Below are 17,134 nucleotides of genomic sequence, written 5' to 3' on the forward strand. Positions count from 1 at the left end.
TGAACTGACCGGCGCGCTGTAAGCCGCAACGCGCAGCAGTATTGAAGGTCCGCCAGCGTTGCGCTGGCGGGCCTTTTTTATTTTTTGACGCCAGGACTACACATCTTGTGATTTCAGTGTTCCAAATCTTTTGATTTCTCGAAAGATTCTGATAATGTGTTCCGCGCGCAGCTAGATACGCGCAAGTGCTCGACCTGTACAGAACGAAGGAGATTCGGGATGGAATGGTTCTTTGACACTCTGCGAAAATATCCGGAACTTGCGATATTCCTTACCCTCGGTCTCGGGTACTGGATAGGCGCCAAGAAGCTTTTCGGATTCAATCTGGGAGCCGTGACTGGCACGCTGCTGGTGGGCGTGCTGGTGGGACAGCTCAATATCACGATCGCTCCCGTCCTCAAGCAGGTCTTCTTCCTGCTCTTCCTCTTCGGTCTGGGTTACGGCGTCGGACCGCAGTTCTTCCGAGGGATGAAAAGCGATGGCCTTCCGCAGGTCATCTTCGCCGTCATTATTTGCGTGATCTGCCTGTTGGTGACATGGGCGACAGCCGTAGGCTTCGGCTTCGATGCCGGCACCGGCGCAGGCCTGTTGTCAGGGGCCCAAACCATTTCCGCGGTCATGGGCGTGGCGACGGACACCATCAACGGCTTGGGCATAGACGCAGCCACCAAAAAGAAATGGATCGACAGCATTCCTGTCGCCTACGCGGTCTGCTACATCTTCGGCACGGTCGGAAGCGCCTGGATCCTGGCCTCCCTGGGCCCGAAGCTGATGCGCGTGGATATCGTCAAGGAGTGCCAGGAATACGAAGCCAAGATGTCCGGCGGCGCCGATTCGATGGAATTGTCGGGCTACCGCAAGTTCATCGCGCGCGCCTACAAGCTGGACCGCGAGGAATTCGCCGGCAAGACGGTGGGAGAACTGGAATCCCGCTTCGTCGAGGCCCGGGTGTTCGTGGAACGCATCCGGCGCGGCGACCAGATCATCGACAGCGATGCCAAGACGGTGCTGCAGCAGGGCGACATACTGGGCGTGACCGGCAGGCATGACGCGCTGGTTACGCAGGCCGCGGGCATCATCGGCACCGAAGTCGAGGACCGCGACCTGATCAGCATGCCCGCCGAGGTCGTCGAGGTCGTGCTGACCAATAAGAACATCGCCGGCAAGACCATCAAGGAAATTGCGGACAGCGAAGCGGGCCGCGAACTGGGACGCGGCGTGTTCCTGCGCAAAGTCGTGCGCGGCGGCCACGACATGCCGGTCAACTGGGGCCTGAAGCTGGACCGCGGCGACCGCCTGTTCGTCCTGGGCGCCAAGCGCGACGTCGAACGCGTGGTCGGCAGGCTGGGCTATGTGGACCGCGCCACCAGCCAGACCGACATGGTCTTCGTCGGCTTCGGCATTCTGCTGGGCGGCCTGTTCGGTTCTCTGGTGCTGACCGTGGGCGGCGTTCCCGTCACTTTGTCGACCTCCGGCGGCGCGCTGATTTCCGGCCTGATCTTCGGCTATCTGCGCTCGGTGCATCCGACCTTCGGACGGGTGCCGGAACCGGTGCACTGGTTCCTGACATCCGTGGGGCTGACGACCTTCGTCGCAGTCGTGGGCATATCGTCCGGGCCGGGATTCGTGCTGGGCTTCCAGCAATTGGGCGCCAAGCTCTTCATCGCGGGCATCATCGCCACCAGCGTGCCGATGATCGTGGGCGTGTACATTGCGCGGTACGTCTTCAAGTTCCATCCCGCCATTGCATTGGGAGTCTGCGCCGGCGCCCGGACCACCACCGCGGCCATCGGCCAGATCACCGAAACGGCGAAGAGCCAGGTGCCCGCCCTGGGCTACACGGTGCCTTACGCCATCGGCAATACCCTGCTCATCATCTGGGGGATTGTCATCGTCATGCTCATGTCCTAGCAGAACGCCCCGCAAGCCCCGCGCTTGCGGGGCGTTTTGCAAGCGCGCCGGCCCGGCCGGCGACGCTCAGCGCCTGTCACCATGCAAACCAGGAGTACTGAACAATGGCTTCCACCGCGCCTCTTACCGTCAGCCTGGCTTCGGCCTTGAAAACCACCCGTTCGCGCCAGCGCGACCTCGAACAGCTTTCCCCCTTTGAACTGAAGGACTACCTGATCACGCTGGCCAAGGACAACCAGCACACCGCCGCCATCACCATGTTGAACGCCGGCCGCGGCAACCCGAACTGGATCGCCACCGAACCGCGCGACGCCTTCTTCCTGATGGGCCAGTTCGCGATGAAGGAAGCGCGCCGCGTGCGCGACGAGTCCATCCTGGCGGGCATGCCGGCCAAGAAAGGCTGCGCGGACCGGATGCGCAAGTTCCTGTCCAAGCACAAAGGCATGGACGGCTACGATTTCCTGGTCGGCGTGCTGGAGTACGGCGTCAAGGTCAAGGGCTTCGACCCCGACGCGTGGGTCCATGAACTGACCGACAGCATCATCGGCGACAACTATCCCGTCCCGCCGCGCGCACTGGTTCATCTTGAACAGATCGTGCACGATTACCTGATCAAGGAAATGTGCGACGGCCGTCCGCCCAAGGGCAAGTTCGACCTGTTCCCGGTCGAGGGCGGCACGGCGGCCATGTGCTACATCTTCGACTCGCTGATGCAGAACGGCCTGCTCAAGCAGGGCGATACCATCGCGCTGTTCCTGCCGACCTTCACGCCCTATATCGAGATCTCGCATCTGGAGCGCTTCCAGTTCAAGATCGTGCCGATCAACGCCAGCAGCCTGCGGGCCGACGGCACCCATGATTGGCACTATCCGGCGTCTGAAATCGCCAAGCTGGAAAATCCCAAGATCAAGCTGGCGGTCACGGTCAACCCCAGCAACCCGCCGTCGGTGGCGTTCAGCCCCGTCGAGATGAAGCAGATCGTGCGCCTGATCCGCAAGAACCCGGACCTGGTGCTGGTGACGGACGACGTCTATGGCACCTTCGTGCCGAACTTCCGCTCGCTGATGGCCGAAGTGCCGCATAACACCATATGCGTGTACTCGTTCTCGAAGAACTTCGGCTGCACCGGATGGCGCCTGGGCGTGATCGCGACCCATGAAAAGAACACCATGGACCGCCGCATCGCCGAATTGCCGGCGTCCTGGAAGCAGCGCCTGAACAAGCGCTACGGCGCCATGACGATGGAGCCCGAAAAGCTCAAGTTCATCGACCGGCTGGTGGCCGACAGCCGCAACGTCGCGCTGAACCATACCGCGGGCCTGTCCCTGCCGCAGCAGGTGCAGATGGGATTCTTCGCGCTGTCGCACCTGATGGACCTGAAGGACTCCTACAAGCACCTGACGATGAAGATCGTGCGCGCGCGCCGCGATGCCTTGTGGCGCGGCCTGGGCATCCCCATGCCGCCCGAGGATCCGATGCGCGCCTGGTACTACGTCGAGCTGGACTTCATGGTCTGGGCCAAGATCACGTACGGCGAAGCGTTCTGCAAGTACATGATGTCCAACTACGAACCCGTCGACTTCCTGTTCCGCCTGGCCGAGAAATCCGGCGTGGTGCTGATGGACGGCGGCGGCTTCGGCGGCCCGCCGTGGTCGATCCGCGTGTCGCTGGCGAACCTGGACGACGGCGATTACGCCAAGATAGGCAAGCACATGGTCGAAGCCGCGACCGAGTACGTCGAGGCGTGGAAGGCCGGCGAGCTGGTGCGTTCGGGTCCGACGGCCGGCAAGGGCCAGACCACGAAGGTGCCCGCGGCCAAGCGCAAGGCGGGCAAGACCGCGGCAGCCAAGAAGGCGGTCAAGAAGGCAGTGAAGAAGGCCGACACGGCGGCGAAGTCCGCCAAGAAGGCCGCGGCGCGCAAGTAGGCGGGCCAGGCAGCAACCTCCAGGGCGACATGACGACATGACTTGCACGGTCGGGTTTTTCAATAGCGTTCCCATCGCGGTGCTGTTTGTGACGGTGGGCTTGGGATACCTGATCGGCAAGCTCAAAGTCGGGCCGATCCAGTTGGGCGGCGTGTGCGGCACGCTCATCGTCGCCCTGCTGATCGGCCAGACGGGTTGCCAGATGCGCGGCGACCTGAAGGAGGTCGCCTTCGCCCTGTTCATTTTCGCGATGGGGTACTCGGGCGGGCCGCAGTTCTTCGCCAACCTGAACCGCTCCAGCCTGCGCTACATCGCGCTGCCTATCATCGAAGCCTTGCTGGTGCTGACCATCGTGCTGGCCGCGGTGCCGCTGTTCGGCCTGGATGCCGGAACGGCGGCGGGTCTCGCGGCGGGCGCGGCCACCGAGTCGGCCGTGGTCGGCACGGCGGCCGAGGCGCTCAAGCACCTGGGCCTGGCGGATGCCGAGGTCCAGCGCATGGAAGCCAACATCGCCACGGCCTACACGCTGACCTATCTGGTCGGCCTGATCAGCATCGTATTCTTCACCAGCCAGGTTGCGCCGGCGCTCTTGCGCATGAACTTGCGCGAAGCCTCCAAGGCCCTGGAGGAAAAACTGGGCGTGGCGGCCGGCGAAGGCGAAGAGTCGAACATGCCCACCTTGCCGCGGCTCGTGGGGCGCTCGCATGTGGTCAAGGATGCGGACGGCAAGAGCGTGGCCGAGGTCGAGGCCGCGCTGGGCGGACGCACGGTCATCAGCCGCATCCTGCGCAACGGCGAGGCGGTGGATGCCACGCCGGACGACAGGCTGGCCACGGGCGATATCGTGGTGGTGCTGGGCCTGCGGCGTTTCGCGCTGCGCGCGGGCTCCGTCATCGGGCCGGAGATCCAGCTGCCGGAGGCGCATGCCGATGACCTGCAGCTGAGCGAACTGGCCGTCATTGTCAACAAGAAGGCCGTCAACGGGCATACCGTCGGCGAACTGGCGAAGCGGCCGAACGCCCGGCGCGCGCGCGGCGTCTTCCTGCAATCGATCGTGCGCTCGGGGCATTCGCTGCCGATCACGCCGGCCACCGTGGTGCAGTACGGCGACCTGGTCACGCTGGTCGGCGCCGAGCCTGAACTCTCCCAGGCTGGCGCGGCGCTGGGCAACGAGCTGCGGCGCAGCGGCGTGACCGACCTGGTGTTCCTGGCGTTCGGCATCCTGGCCGGCTTGTTGATCGGCAGCCTGAGCGCGCGGATGTGGGGCATCCCCGTGTCGTTGGGCAGCGGCGGCGGCGCGCTGGTCAGCGGCCTGGTCTGCGGCTGGATCAACGCCAAGCGGCCCTCGATAGGGCATATGCCGGACCATGCGGTGCAGTTGCTGAAGGACCTGGGGCTGGCGGTGTTCGTGGCCTGCGTGGGCTTGTCGGCGGGGCCGGAAGCCATCTCGCTGATCCGCGAGCATGGCGCGGTGCTGCCGCTCATCGGCCTGCTGGTGTCGCTGGGGCCGGCCTGCCTGTCGCTGTGGGTGGGGCACAAGATCCTGAAGATCGAAGGTCCCTTGCTGGTCGGCGCGATTGCTGGCCAGCATGTCAGCACGCCGGCCATCAGCGCCATCCTGACCTCCAGCGGCAGTTCCGTGCCGCTATTGGGCTACACGGTGACGTACGCCATCGCCAACGTGCTGCTGCCGGTGCTGGGGCCGATCATCGTGTCGCTGGCCCACCACCTGGGTTAGCGCGGACCCTGCTTCAGCAGCGCGCATCCCTGCCACGCCTGATCGTCGATCAGGCGTTTTATTTCGTCTTTGCACAAGGCCATGATCTGGCTCACCGCTGGCGTGGGGGGCAGGCTTTCGCTGGCGCATAGCACCAGTTCGCGCGACAGCGCGCCGTCCAGCGCATGCGCCACGATCGACCCTTCCGCGATTTCGGGCTGCGCCGCCGAGCAGGGCAGGATCGTGGCGGCCATGCCGCTGCGCACCGCGGGGACGAGGATGGCCGAGGTGCTGGCTTCGGCAAACAGATTGCAGGTCAGGCCGGCGGTCAGGAAAGCATGGTCCAGGCGCGCGCGCAGCGTGTTGGGCAGGCTGGGCAGAACCAGGGGCAAGGCGGCGAAGTCCGCGATGGCCAGGGTGCGGCGCGGCAGCGCGACGCTGGCGTGAGCCAGCAGGAACAGGCTCTCCCGCAGCAGCGGCGTGCGCAACAGGCCCTGCATGGGCTGCTGGTCCGGCGACAGGGAAAAATCGATGCGTCCCTGCAGCACCAGCTTGGTCAGGTCCGCGCTGGGCACATCGACGATTTCCAGCACCACCGAAGGCAGCTCCGCCTTGGCTCGGCGCATCAGCGGCAAGGCCAGCATGCGCGCGGTGCTGGAAGCCAGTCCTATCGATACCGTGCCGGTGACCTGGTCCCCGGTCTTGGACAGCAGGCTGCGGGTGCTGTCGACCTGACGCAGGATGGTTTGCGCGTGCCGGTACAGCAACAGGCCTTCCGCGGTGGGCTGGGCGCCCTTGACCCCGCGCACCAGCAAGGCGACGCCCAGATTTTCCTCCAGCAGCGCCATCTGCTGGCTCAGCGCGGGTTGCGCCACATGCAGGCTTTCGGCGGCCCGGGTCATGTTGCGCATTTCAACCACCCGGACGAAGTACTTGAGCTGACGCAGATTCATTGAATAAGAAAATCTTATGAATGGATCGGAAAACAGTATTTTCGGGACCTGCGACGCGCTGCCTAGAATGGGCTTCGCATCACGGGAGGAACGAACATGAGTCTGCCATTGGCAGGGCTGAAGGTGCTGGATCTGACTCGGGCCCTTTCCGGGCCTTTCTGCACGATGATTCTGGGAGACCTGGGCGCCGAGGTCGTCAAGGTGGAACCTATGCCGGCCGGCGAGATGGCACGGCAATGGGGCCCTTTCGATGATGACATAAGTGTTTATTATCTTAGCGCCAATCGCAGCAAGCAAGGCATAGGCGTGGACTTCCGCAAGCCGGAAGGGATCGCGCTGCTGCGCAGGATGGCCCTGGCTTCCGACATCGTGGTCGAAAACTTCAAGGTCGGAACGATGGAGGCGATGGGCCTGGGATACGAGGCACTGGCGCTAGAGCATCCGGGCTTGATCATGGCGTCGATCTCCGGCTTCGGCAGCAAGGGGCCGGCGCGGGACTGGGCCGGATTCGATCAGGTCGCGCAAGGCTATTCGGGCTTCATGAGCCTGACCGGCACGCCGGAGTCGGGGCCGACGCGGGTGGGCGTGGCCGTCGGCGACCTGAGCGCGGGCATGTGGCTGACGATAGGGATCCTGTCGGCGGTCGCGCAGCGTGCGTCGACTGGCTGCGGGCAGCATGTGGAAACCTCGTTGCTGGCGGGCCTCATGGCGCTGCTCAGCGTGCAGGGCCAGCGCTATCTCAGCAAGGGAGAGGTGCCGGAACCCTGCGGCAACGTGCATCCGGTCATCGCGCCCTACGGCACCTTCGAGACCGCGGACGGGCCGCTCAACCTGGCGCCCGCGACCCAGGCGATGTGGGTCAGGCTTTGCTGCATTCTCGGGCTCTCCCATCTGGCGTCCGACGAGCGGTTCCTCACGAACGCCGAGCGCATGCAGCACCGCTATGCACTGAAGCAGGAGCTGGAGGCGGGGCTCAAGCGCAAGACGCGCATGGAGTGGACCGCGCTGATGATCGAGGGTGGCATTCCGGCGGGGCCCATCAATACCCTGGAGGATGTGTTCGCCGATGCGCAGGTGCAGGCTTGCGGGCTGGTCCGCTCGTTGACGCATCCAGTGCTGGGCGAATTGCGGCAGGTGGACCTGCCCCTGGGCCTGAGCGGGGCGCAGGCGCCGAGCCGCCGCGCTCCGCCCGTGTTCGGCCAGCACACGCGCGAGGTCTTCGCCCGCTACGGGATGGCGGATGCCGAGATCGACCGGCTGCTGGCCGAGGGCGTGGCGCATCAGGCGGAGATACAGGCATGACGAGCCCCGCAGAGACGCCCAGCCTTGCCGTCGACGGCCACGTGGCGACCATCCACCTGCGCAGGCCCGGCCATGCCAACCGGCTCGGGCCGCAGGATCTGGCGGTCCTGAGGGAGCACCTGGACAGGGTGAACGCGGACGACGCAGTGCGGGTGCTGCGCTTCCAATCCGATGGCAAGTATTTTTGCAGCGGCTATGACATTTCTTCCTTGGCATCAGACAGCGCGCCCAGCTCTCTTTATTTTGGCCAGACCATGGACCTGATCGAGGCGGCGCGTCCGGTGACGATCGCGGCGGTGCAGGGCGGGGCCTATGGCGGCGGCACGGACCTGTGCCTGGCCTGCGATTTCCGCATCGGCACGCCGCAGTCGGACATGTTCATGCCGGCCACGCGCCTGGGCCTGCACTTCTACGCGGGCGGCATGTCGCGTTATGTGACGCGCCTGGGCCTGGACCAGGCCAAGCGCCTGTTCCTGACGGCGGAAAAAATCCAGGCCGAGGAAATGCTGCGCATCGGATTCCTGACCGAGCTGGTGCCGCAGGAAATGCTATCGGCCCGGCTGGACGACTTGAGCGCGCAGATTGCGGCGATGGCCCCGATTCCGCTGTTCGGCGTGAAAGCGCACCTGAACCGCATTGCGCGCGGCGAACTCGACCTGGCCGGCATCGAACAGGCGGTGTTGCGCTCGGAACGATCCCGCGACCTGGCCGAGGGCGCGCGGGCGTGGAAGGAGAAGCGCGCGCCGGATTTCACCGGCTGCTGAAGCGGCCGGCGCATGACCAGAGAGCCGCGCCACAAGCGGCTCCTATTCCATCAAAGGAGACCCTGATGAAACCTGCTATTGCCATCCATGGCGCTTTGCTTGCTGCCATCGCCTTGTCCGCGACGCCCGGCGCCGCGCATGCCGCCGATCCTTATCCCTCCAAACCCCTGACCCTGGTGATCGGATTTCCTCCCGGCGGCGGGGCGGATCAAGTGGGCCGGGTCTATGCGAATGCGCTGGCCAGGCAGCTGAAGCAGCCGGTGGTCGTGGAAAACCGCCCCGGCGCCGGTTCCACGATCGGCGCCAGCCTTGCCGCGCGCGCCGCCGCCGACGGCTACACGCTGTACTTGGGGAATTCCAGCGTCATGGGCAGCGACAGCGCCTTGTACAAGGTGGATTACACGCCGGACAACTTCGTGCCCGTGGCGCAGCTCACCACCGGCCCCATGGTCTTGATCGCGAATGCGAAGCTGGGGCTGAAAAGCGTGCAGGACCTGATAGACCGCGCCAAGAGCAAGCCGGGGTCCATCAATGTCGCCTCGTCCGGCAACGGCGTCATCACGCACCTGGCCGCGGTCGAGTTCATGACGCTTGCCGACGTGAAGCTGATGCACATTCCATTCAAGGGCGGCGCCGCGGCGGCGCAGTCCGTGGCGGCGGGCGACACCGATGTCTCGTTCGCCACGGCGCCCTCGGCCAAGTCGGTGATCGATACGGGCAAGGTGGTGGCGCTGGCGGTGACGTCCGGCCAGCCCTCGCGCCTGTTGCCCTATCCGACCATCGCGCAGACCGTGCCCGGCTACGACGTGTCCAACTGGTGGGGAATCTTTGCTCCCAAGGGTACGCCGCCGCAGGTGCTGGACACGCTGTTCAAAGCCAGCAGCGACGTCCTGGCGCTGGCCGATGTGCAGCAGGGCATGGCGGCCGGATACGAGGAAGTGACGCCGTCCGCGTCCCTGGCCGCGTTCGGGGAGTATGCCCGCAAGGAGGGAAACAAGGGTTTAAGATTGGCCAAAGAAAGTCTAGAGACGGCCAATTGATGGAGACCCCATGCCTTACGTAACCCCGCTGCAGGACTTCCGCTTCGCCTTGAAGGAGCTGGCAGGACTCGATGAAGTCCTGAAACTGCCCGGCTTCGAAGAGGTTACGCCGGATCTGGTGGACGCCATCCTGGAAGAAAACGGCCGCTTCGTCGAGCAGGCCGTGGCGCCGCTTAACGTGCCGGGCGACACGCAGCCGCCGGTCTGGAAAGACGGCCAGGTCACCACCACGCCGGGCTATGCGCAGGGGTTCAAGGACTACGCGGCGGGCGGCTGGCAGGGCTTGCAGCATCCCGTGCAGTGGGGCGGGCAGGGCTTGCCCAAGCTGGTCGCGGCGGCGCCGGGCGAAAACATCCAGGCGGCCAGCCTGGCGTTTTCCTTGTGTCCCATGTTGACGGACGGCGTGATCGAGGCCTTGCTCACCGTCGGGTCGGACGCGCAGCGCAAGCAGTATGTGCCGCAGCTGATCGGCGGCAAGTGGACCGGCACCATGAACCTCACCGAGCCGCAGGCCGGCTCGGACCTGGCGCAGGTCGCGACCCGCGCGGTGAAGCAGGGCGATGGCAGCTACCGGCTGACGGGCCAGAAGATCTTCATCACCTACGGCGACCACGACCTGGCCGAGAACATCATCCATCTGGTGCTGGCGCGCACGCCGGACGCGCCTGCCGGCGTGAAGGGCATTTCGCTCTTCATCGTGCCCAAGTTCCTGGTGCAGGCCGACGGCAGCCCGGGCAAGCGCAACGACGTCTGGTGCGCCTCCCTGGAACACAAGCTGGGCATCCATGGCAGCCCCACGGCCGTGCTCATGTACGGTTCGGACAAGGGCGAAGTGGGCGAGGGCGCCATCGGCTATCTGGTCGGCGAGCAGAACCGCGGCCTCGAATACATGTTCATCATGATGAATGCCGCCCGCTATTCGGTGGGGCAACAGGGCATAGGCGTGTCCGAACGCGCCTACCAGCATGCCCTGGCCTATGCGCGCGACCGCGTGCAGGGGCGCGCGGTCGAAGGGTCGGCCGGTCCCGTGGCCATCGTGCGCCATCCGGACGTGCAGCGCATGCTGATGACCATGAAGGCGCTGACCGAGGCGGCGCGCGCCGTGTCCTATGTGACCGCGGCCGCGCACGACAAGGGCATGCATCATCCGGATCCGGAGCAGCGCTCGCGCAACCGGGCGTTTTACGAATACATGGTGCCCATCGTCAAAGGTTTCTCCACCGAGACCGCGGTCGAGGTCGCGTCCCTGGGCCTGCAGGTGCACGGCGGCATGGGCTACATCGAGGAAACCGGCGCGGCGCAGTATTACCGCGACGCGCGCATCCTGCCCATCTACGAAGGCACGACCGCAATCCAGGCCAACGACCTGGTCAGCCGCAAGACGCAGCGCGACGGCGGCGCGACCGCCCATGCCGCGATCGCGGCGATGCGGGAAACGCTGCGTGCGGTCGAGGCCGAGGCAACGCGCGCGTCGGCCGGCGATCGCGACGGGCTGCGCCTGCTGCGTGACAACCTGGACAGCGCCATCCAGGCCTACGAGGCCGGGGTGGCATTCATCCTGGAACAATCGCCGACCAATATCAGGGCGGTCTATTCCAGCAGCGTGCCCTATTTGATGCTGGCCGGCGTGGTGCACGGCGGCTGGCAGATGGCGCGCGCCGTGCTGGCCTGCCGCCGGCACCTGGCGGCCGGGTCCACCGATCCGTTCCATGCGGCCAAGCTGGCGACCGGATTGTTCTATGGCGCCCACATCCTGCCGCGCGCGCTGGCCCTGTCCGCCGCGGTGCGGGCCGGGGTGGTGGCGGATGCCTGCGGCGCCAGTTTGAATATTGCATAAGGTTATATGACTTGCGTATTTCCCCGGCTAAAGGTTTGATGGAAGAATCGTTTCACAGGCGTTAACCTGCGCCAAGAAACGCTGTTCCTGCGCCGCCTGCTGCGACGGGCGGCCAGCCCCCAACCTGCTTCCGCACACAGGAGACACCATGAGTCATCTACGCCTGGGCGACACCGCCCCTGATTTCGAACAGGAATCCTCGGCAGGACCGATCCGCTTCCATGAGTATCTGGGTAACAGCTGGGGTGTACTTTTCTCGCACCCGGCCGATTTCACGCCCGTCTGCACCACCGAGCTGGGCTACACCGCCAAGCTGGCCGATGAATTCGCCAAGCGCAACGTGAAGGTGCTGGCGCTGTCGGTCGACGGCACCGATTCGCACACCAAGTGGATCGAGGACATCAACGACACGCAGTCCACCAAGGTCAACTTCCCGATCCTGGCCGACAAGGACCGCAAGGTGTCCGAGCTCTACGACATGATCCACCCGAACGCCAACGCCACGCTGACCGTGCGTTCGGTGTTCATCATCGATCCCAACAAGAAGGTGCGCCTGACCATCACGTATCCGGCCAGCACCGGCCGCAACTTCAACGAGATCCTGCGCGTCATCGACTCCCTGCAGCTGACCGACAGCCACAGCGTGGCCACGCCGGTGAACTGGGAAGACGGCGACGACGTGATCATCGTCCCGTCCTTGCAGGACGAGGCCGTGATCAAGCAGAAATTCCCGAAGGGCTACAAGGCCGTGCGTCCCTATCTGCGCATCACGCCGCAGCCGAATAAGTAAATTCGGAAATCGAAGGGGGCTGGACCCCGTTCGCAACCGCCGCCTGCCCCTTGGGGAGGCGGCGGTTTTTCATTGGGGCGCGCATGGGGCCAGGGCAAATTCCCATTGCTGGGACACCGGTCCTATATGCCTGCGAGCGATGAGCAACCAAATAATGATTCGTTCCGTTCAGAACGCCCAGCCAGCACACTTGCTTCCACATTGCCGAACACAGGGAGCATGGGATGTCTTTCAGGAAAGCCGGTTGGTTGGCCGCCTTGGCCGCAGTGACGATGTCGTTTGCCGCGATCGCGCCCGCTCAGGCGCAGCAGAAACAGACACTCTTGAATGTCTCGTACGACCCGACCCGCGAGCTGTATCGCGCCATCGACGATGCGTTCATCAAGCAATACAAGGAAAAGGCCAACGTCGACCTGACCATCCGCCAATCCCATGGCGGTTCGGGCCGCCAGGCGCGCTCCGTGATCGACGGCCTGGAAGCCGACGTGGTGACCCTGGCCCTGGCCTATGACATCGACGCGGTCGCCGACCGCGGGCTGCTGCCGGCCGACTGGCAGGCCCGCCTGCCGCAGAACAGCTCGCCCTATACCTCCACCATCGTGTTCCTGGTGCGCAAGGGCAACCCCAAGCAGATCAAGGACTGGGACGACCTGGTCAAGGACGGCGTGCAGGTCATCACGCCCAACCCCAAGACCTCGGGCGGGGCGCGCTGGAACTACCTGGCCGCCTGGGCTTATGCCTTGGAGAAGAACGGCGGCAGCGAGGAAAAGGCCCGCGCCTTCGTGGGCGACCTGCTCAAGCACGTGCCGGTGCTGGACACTGGCGCGCGCGGTTCGACCACCACTTTCGTGGAGCGCGGCGTGGGCGACGTGCTGCTGGCCTGGGAAAACGAAGCCTTCCTGGCGCTGGAAGAACTGGGTCCGGACAAGTTCGACATCGTGGTGCCGTCGCTGTCCATCCTGGCCGAGCCGCCGGTGGCCGTGGTCGACAAGGTCGTGGACAAGAAGGGCACCCGGGCGGCGGCGCAGGCCTACCTGGAATTCCTCTACACGCCCGCCGCGCAGGAAATCATTGCCAAGAACTACTACCGGCCCATCGACAAGACCGTGGCCGCCAAGTACGAAAGCAAGTTCCCCAAGGTCAAGCTCGTGACCATCGACGACAAGATCTTCGGCGGCTGGCGCAAGGCGCAGAAGGACCACTTCAGCGATGGCGGCACCTTCGACCAGATCTACCTGCCGCAAAAGAAATAAGCACTTGACGATCGGACGACGGCCATGACGACAGCCTCGAACCCGGTGGCAAGCGGCGCGCAAGCGCCTTTTGCCTTTCGGCGCAACAGCCCGGGCGTGCTGCCCGGATTCGGCATCTCGATGGGTTACGCGGTGCTGTACCTCAGCATCCTCGTGCTCATTCCGCTGGCGGCCCTGCCGATCAAGAGCGCGGGGCTGGGCTGGCAGGGCTTCTGGGACGCGGTGACCGCGCCGCGGGTGCTGGCTTCGTACCAGCTGACCTTCGGCGCGTCGTTGATCGCGGCGCTGGTGAACCTGGTATTCGGCACGGTGGTGGCCTGGGTGCTGGTGCGCTATCGCTTTCCGGGCAAGAAGATCCTGGACGCGCTGGTGGACCTGCCGTTCGCGCTGCCCACGGCGGTCGCCGGCATCGCGCTGACCTCGCTGTACTCGCAGAAGGGCTGGCTCGGCGGACCGCTGGCCGACTGGTTCGGCTGGAAGGTGGCGTTCACGCCGCTGGGCATCGTGATCGCCCTGATCTTCATCGGCGTGCCGTTCGTGGTGCGCACGGTGCAGCCGGTGCTGGAAGACGTGGAGCGCGAGATCGAGGAGGCCGCGGCCAGCCTGGGCGCCAACCGCTGGCAGACCATACGCCGGGTGCTGCTGCCCATCATCATGCCGGCCTTGATGACCGGCTTCGCGCTGGCCTTTGCGCGCGCGGTGGGCGAGTACGGCTCGGTGGTGTTCATCGCCGGCAACATGCCCATGGTGTCCGAGATCACGCCGCTGCTGATCATCGCCAAGCTCGAGGAATTCGACTACGCCGGCGCCGCGGCCATCGCCACGGTGATGCTGGTGCTGTCCTTCGCGCTGTTGCTTGTCATCAATCTGCTGCAGGGCTGGCAGGCCCGCCGCAATCTCGGGAGGCTCGCATGAGCGCCGCGGACCGTCCCGCCCACTTGACCGAACCGCGCTGGGTGCGCGGCGTGCTGCTCTTCATCGCGCTGGGATTCCTGGCGCTGTTCCTGCTGGTGCCGCTGGCGGCGGTATTCGCCGAAGCCTTCAAGAAGGGCTGGCAGCTGTACCTGGACGCCATCGTCGAACCTGACGCGCTGGCCGCCATCCGCCTGACGCTGCTGGTGGCGGCCATTGCGCTGCCGCTGAACCTGGTGTTCGGCGTGGCCGCGGCCTGGGCGATCACCAAGTTCCAGTTCCGCGGCAAGCAGTTCCTGATCACCCTGATCGACCTGCCGTTCTCGGTGTCGCCGGTGGTGGCTGGCCTGGTGTTCGTGCTGCTGTTCGGCACCCAGGGCTGGTTCGGCGGCTGGCTGCAGGAGCACGACATCAAGATCGTCTACGCCGTGCCGGGCATCGTGCTGGCCTCGCTCTTCGTGACCTTTCCGTTCGTGGCGCGCGAGCTGATTCCGCTGATGCAGGCGCAGGGCAGCGAAGAAGAGCAGGCGGCGCTGACCTTGGGCGCGAGCGGCTGGCAGATCTTCTGGCGCGTGACGCTGCCCAACATCAAGTGGGGCCTGCTGTACGGGGCCATCCTGTGCAACGCGCGGGCCATGGGCGAGTTCGGCGCGGTGTCGGTGGTGTCCGGACAGATCCGCGGCCTGACCAACACCATGACCCTGCATGTCGAGATTCTCTACAACGAGTACCAGTATTCCGCGGCGTTCGCCGTGGCGTCGTTGCTGGCCTTGCTGGCGCTGGTGACGCTGGTGGCCAAGAACGTCGTCGAGTGGCGCAACGCGCGCTTCCAGCAGGCCGCCGACCTGCCGGTCGAGTACCCCGGCCAGCCGGCCGCCATCAAGCCGGCGCTGGCCTGACGCGGCGGCCTGAAAGGAGACAAGCATGAGTATCGAAGTCCGCAATCTATCCAAGCGCTTCGGCCAGTTCCGCGCGCTGAACGACGTCTCGCTGCACATCGAGACGGGCGAGCTGGTCGCGCTGCTGGGGCCCTCGGGCTGTGGCAAGACCACGCTGCTGCGCATCATCGCGGGGCTGGAGTCGGCCGATTCCGGCAGCGTGCTGTTCGCGGGCGAAGACGCCACCGCCGTGGACGTGCGCCAGCGCCAGGTCGGTTTCGTGTTCCAGCACTACGCGCTGTTCAAGCACATGACGGTGTTCGAGAACGTGGCCTTCGGCCTGCGCGTCAAGCACCGTTCGCAGCGCCCCTCGGAGGACGTGATCCAGCGCAAGGTGCATGACCTGCTGGGACTGGTGCAGCTGGACTGGCTGGCCGACCGCTATCCCGCGCAGCTCTCCGGCGGCCAGCGCCAGCGTATCGCCCTGGCGCGCGCGCTGGCCGTGGAGCCGCGGGTGCTGCTGCTGGACGAGCCGTTCGGCGCGCTGGACGCCAAGGTGCGCAAGGAATTGCGGCGCTGGCTGCGCCGCCTGCATGACGAGCTGCACGTGGCCAGCGTGTTCGTCACGCATGACCAGGAAGAAGCGCTGGAGGTGTCGGACCGCGTGGTGCTGATGAACTCGGGCCGCATCGAGCAGGTGGGCACGCCGCGCGAGGTCTGGGAAGAGCCGGCCACGCCCTTCGTCTACGGCTTTCTGGGCGACGTCAACCAGTTGCAGGGCTTCGCCACGCGCGGCGTCTGGAGCGGCGCGGGCCTGTCCCTGCCCGCGCCGGAACTGGCGCAGGCCGAAGCCCAGCGCGCCACCGCCTACGTGCGGCCGCACGAGTTCGAGGTCGAGCGCTACCGCGCCGGCGCTGACGGCATTCCGGTGCGCCTGGCGCATGCCTTTCTCGCCGGTCCCAGCGCCTACCTGGAGCTGGCGAGCGAGGATTCCGACGCTATCATCGAAGCCGAGGTGCCCGAGTCCCTGTACCGGGAACTGGGTCTGCGCGATGGCGAAATTCTGTTGGCGCGTCCGCGGCGGGCGCGCATTTTTGCGACGCAATCATGAGCACTACCGATCTTTTGCCTGAACTCGAACCGGGCCTGGCCGCGCGCTGGCGCGAGCTGGGCGAGCGACTGGCCGACGTGCAGCGGCGCTATCCGGACGCCGCGCTGGCCTCCTCGCTGGCGGCCGAGGACATGCTGCTGACGCACGCCATCTACGGCGGCGGCCTGGACCTGGAAGTCTTCACGCTGGACACGGGCCGGCTGCACGCCGAAACGCTGGGCGTGCTGGACGCCGTGCGCAAACGCTACGGCCGCGAAGTCACTGTGTACCGGCCGGTGGCGGCGGCGGTCGAACAGCACGTCGCCGAACACGGCGCCTACGCGTTCTACGAAAGCGTGGAACTGCGCAAGGCCTGTTGCCAGATCCGCAAGGTCGAGCCGCTCAAGCGCGCGCTGGCCGGACGCGGCGCCTGGGTCACCGGGCAGCGGCGGGCGCAATCCACCACCCGCGGCGAACTGCCGCTGGAAGAGCAGGACCAGACCTTCGGCATCCACAAGTTCAATCCGCTGGCCGAATGGAGCGAAGAGGAAGTCTGGTCCGTCATCCGCGCCCTGGGCATCCCGTACAACCCGCTGCACGACCAGGGCTACCCGTCCATCGGCTGCGAACCCTGTACCCGCGCCATCCGTCCCGGCGAGGACCTGAGGGCAGGGCGCTGGTGGTGGGAGTCGTCGGACTCCAAGGAATGCGGCCTGCATGCAGGCAACCGGGTCATCAGCATCGCGGCGCGCGCCGATTGAT

The 17,134-nt window shown here is 65.7% G+C and carries 14 protein-coding genes; 13 read left to right on the plus strand and 1 reads right to left on the minus strand.

Going from position 1 to position 17,134, the window contains the following annotated elements:
* The first annotated feature begins 219 nt into the window (after window positions 1–219).
* The 3 genes from aspT (BRO63_RS07955) (at window position 220) to aspT (BRO63_RS07965) (ending at window position 5,574) form a co-directional block, all read left to right on the plus strand.
* Window positions 220–1,911, plus strand: a complete 1,692-nt coding sequence (gene aspT / locus BRO63_RS07955) for an aspartate-alanine antiporter (RefSeq protein ID WP_088139206.1) — start codon at window positions 220–222, stop codon at window positions 1,909–1,911.
* Between the two features lie 104 nt (window positions 1,912–2,015).
* A complete protein-coding gene (locus tag BRO63_RS07960) occupies window positions 2,016–3,836 on the plus strand; it encodes a bifunctional aspartate transaminase/aspartate 4-decarboxylase (RefSeq protein ID WP_088139207.1) in 1,821 nt (606 codons plus the stop codon).
* 37 nt (window positions 3,837–3,873) lie between these two features.
* Window positions 3,874–5,574 (plus strand): aspartate-alanine antiporter, encoded by a 1,701-nt coding sequence (aspT, locus tag BRO63_RS07965; protein ID WP_088139208.1) that lies wholly within the window; start codon window positions 3,874–3,876, stop codon window positions 5,572–5,574.
* Here aspT (BRO63_RS07965) and BRO63_RS07970 read toward each other — a convergent pair.
* The gene (locus tag BRO63_RS07970; RefSeq protein ID WP_088139209.1) at window positions 5,571–6,506 is read right to left on the minus strand and encodes a LysR substrate-binding domain-containing protein; all 936 of its coding nucleotides are present in this window, start codon (window positions 6,504–6,506) and stop codon (window positions 5,571–5,573) included. The two genes, aspT (BRO63_RS07965) and BRO63_RS07970, sit on opposite strands and share 4 nt — an antisense overlap.
* 96 nt (window positions 6,507–6,602) lie before the next feature.
* On the opposite strand from BRO63_RS07970, the gene BRO63_RS07975 reads away from it, so the two are divergent.
* The 10 genes from BRO63_RS07975 (at window position 6,603) to BRO63_RS08020 (ending at window position 17,133) form a co-directional block, all read left to right on the plus strand.
* Window positions 6,603–7,808, plus strand: a complete 1,206-nt coding sequence (locus BRO63_RS07975) for a CaiB/BaiF CoA transferase family protein (RefSeq protein WP_088139210.1) — start codon at window positions 6,603–6,605, stop codon at window positions 7,806–7,808.
* Window positions 7,805–8,572: an enoyl-CoA hydratase/isomerase family protein gene (locus tag BRO63_RS07980; RefSeq protein ID WP_088139211.1), complete on the plus strand. Its 768-nt coding sequence runs from the start codon at window positions 7,805–7,807 to the stop codon at window positions 8,570–8,572. Before BRO63_RS07975 ends, BRO63_RS07980 begins: the two co-directional genes overlap by 4 nt.
* Window positions 8,573–8,637: 65 nt before the next feature.
* Window positions 8,638–9,612 carry a tripartite tricarboxylate transporter substrate-binding protein gene (locus BRO63_RS07985; protein WP_088139212.1) on the plus strand — a complete coding sequence of 325 codons (975 nt, stop codon included), beginning with the start codon at window positions 8,638–8,640 and terminating at the stop codon, window positions 9,610–9,612.
* 10 nt (window positions 9,613–9,622) lie between these two features.
* The gene (locus tag BRO63_RS07990) at window positions 9,623–11,449 is read left to right on the plus strand and encodes an acyl-CoA dehydrogenase (RefSeq protein WP_088139213.1); all 1,827 of its coding nucleotides are present in this window, start codon (window positions 9,623–9,625) and stop codon (window positions 11,447–11,449) included.
* Window positions 11,450–11,597: 148 nt separating this feature from the next.
* Window positions 11,598–12,239 carry a peroxiredoxin gene (locus BRO63_RS07995; protein ID WP_042792543.1) on the plus strand — a complete coding sequence of 214 codons (642 nt, stop codon included), beginning with the start codon at window positions 11,598–11,600 and terminating at the stop codon, window positions 12,237–12,239.
* 272 nt (window positions 12,240–12,511) lie between these two features.
* Entirely contained in the window at window positions 12,512–13,492 is a 981-nt protein-coding gene (locus BRO63_RS08000) for a sulfate ABC transporter substrate-binding protein (RefSeq protein WP_256943008.1), read from the plus strand.
* A gap of 24 nt (window positions 13,493–13,516) precedes the next feature.
* Window positions 13,517–14,407 (plus strand): sulfate ABC transporter permease subunit CysT, encoded by an 891-nt coding sequence (cysT, locus tag BRO63_RS08005; RefSeq protein ID WP_088139215.1) that lies wholly within the window; start codon window positions 13,517–13,519, stop codon window positions 14,405–14,407.
* Complete coding sequence (gene cysW / locus BRO63_RS08010; protein ID WP_088139216.1) at window positions 14,404–15,303, plus strand: sulfate ABC transporter permease subunit CysW; 900 nt, start codon at window positions 14,404–14,406, stop codon at window positions 15,301–15,303. Before cysT ends, cysW begins: the two co-directional genes overlap by 4 nt.
* Before the next feature lie 25 nt (window positions 15,304–15,328).
* Window positions 15,329–16,393 (plus strand): sulfate/molybdate ABC transporter ATP-binding protein, encoded by a 1,065-nt coding sequence (locus BRO63_RS08015; RefSeq protein ID WP_088139217.1) that lies wholly within the window; start codon window positions 15,329–15,331, stop codon window positions 16,391–16,393.
* A complete protein-coding gene (locus BRO63_RS08020) occupies window positions 16,390–17,133 on the plus strand; it encodes a phosphoadenylyl-sulfate reductase (RefSeq protein WP_088139218.1) in 744 nt (247 codons plus the stop codon). Before BRO63_RS08015 ends, BRO63_RS08020 begins: the two co-directional genes overlap by 4 nt.
* Window position 17,134 lies beyond the last annotated feature (1 nt).

It is taken from the genome of Achromobacter xylosoxidans, from assembly GCF_002192695.1.
Taxonomy (GTDB): Bacteria; Pseudomonadota; Gammaproteobacteria; order Burkholderiales; family Burkholderiaceae_B; genus Achromobacter; species Achromobacter xylosoxidans_C.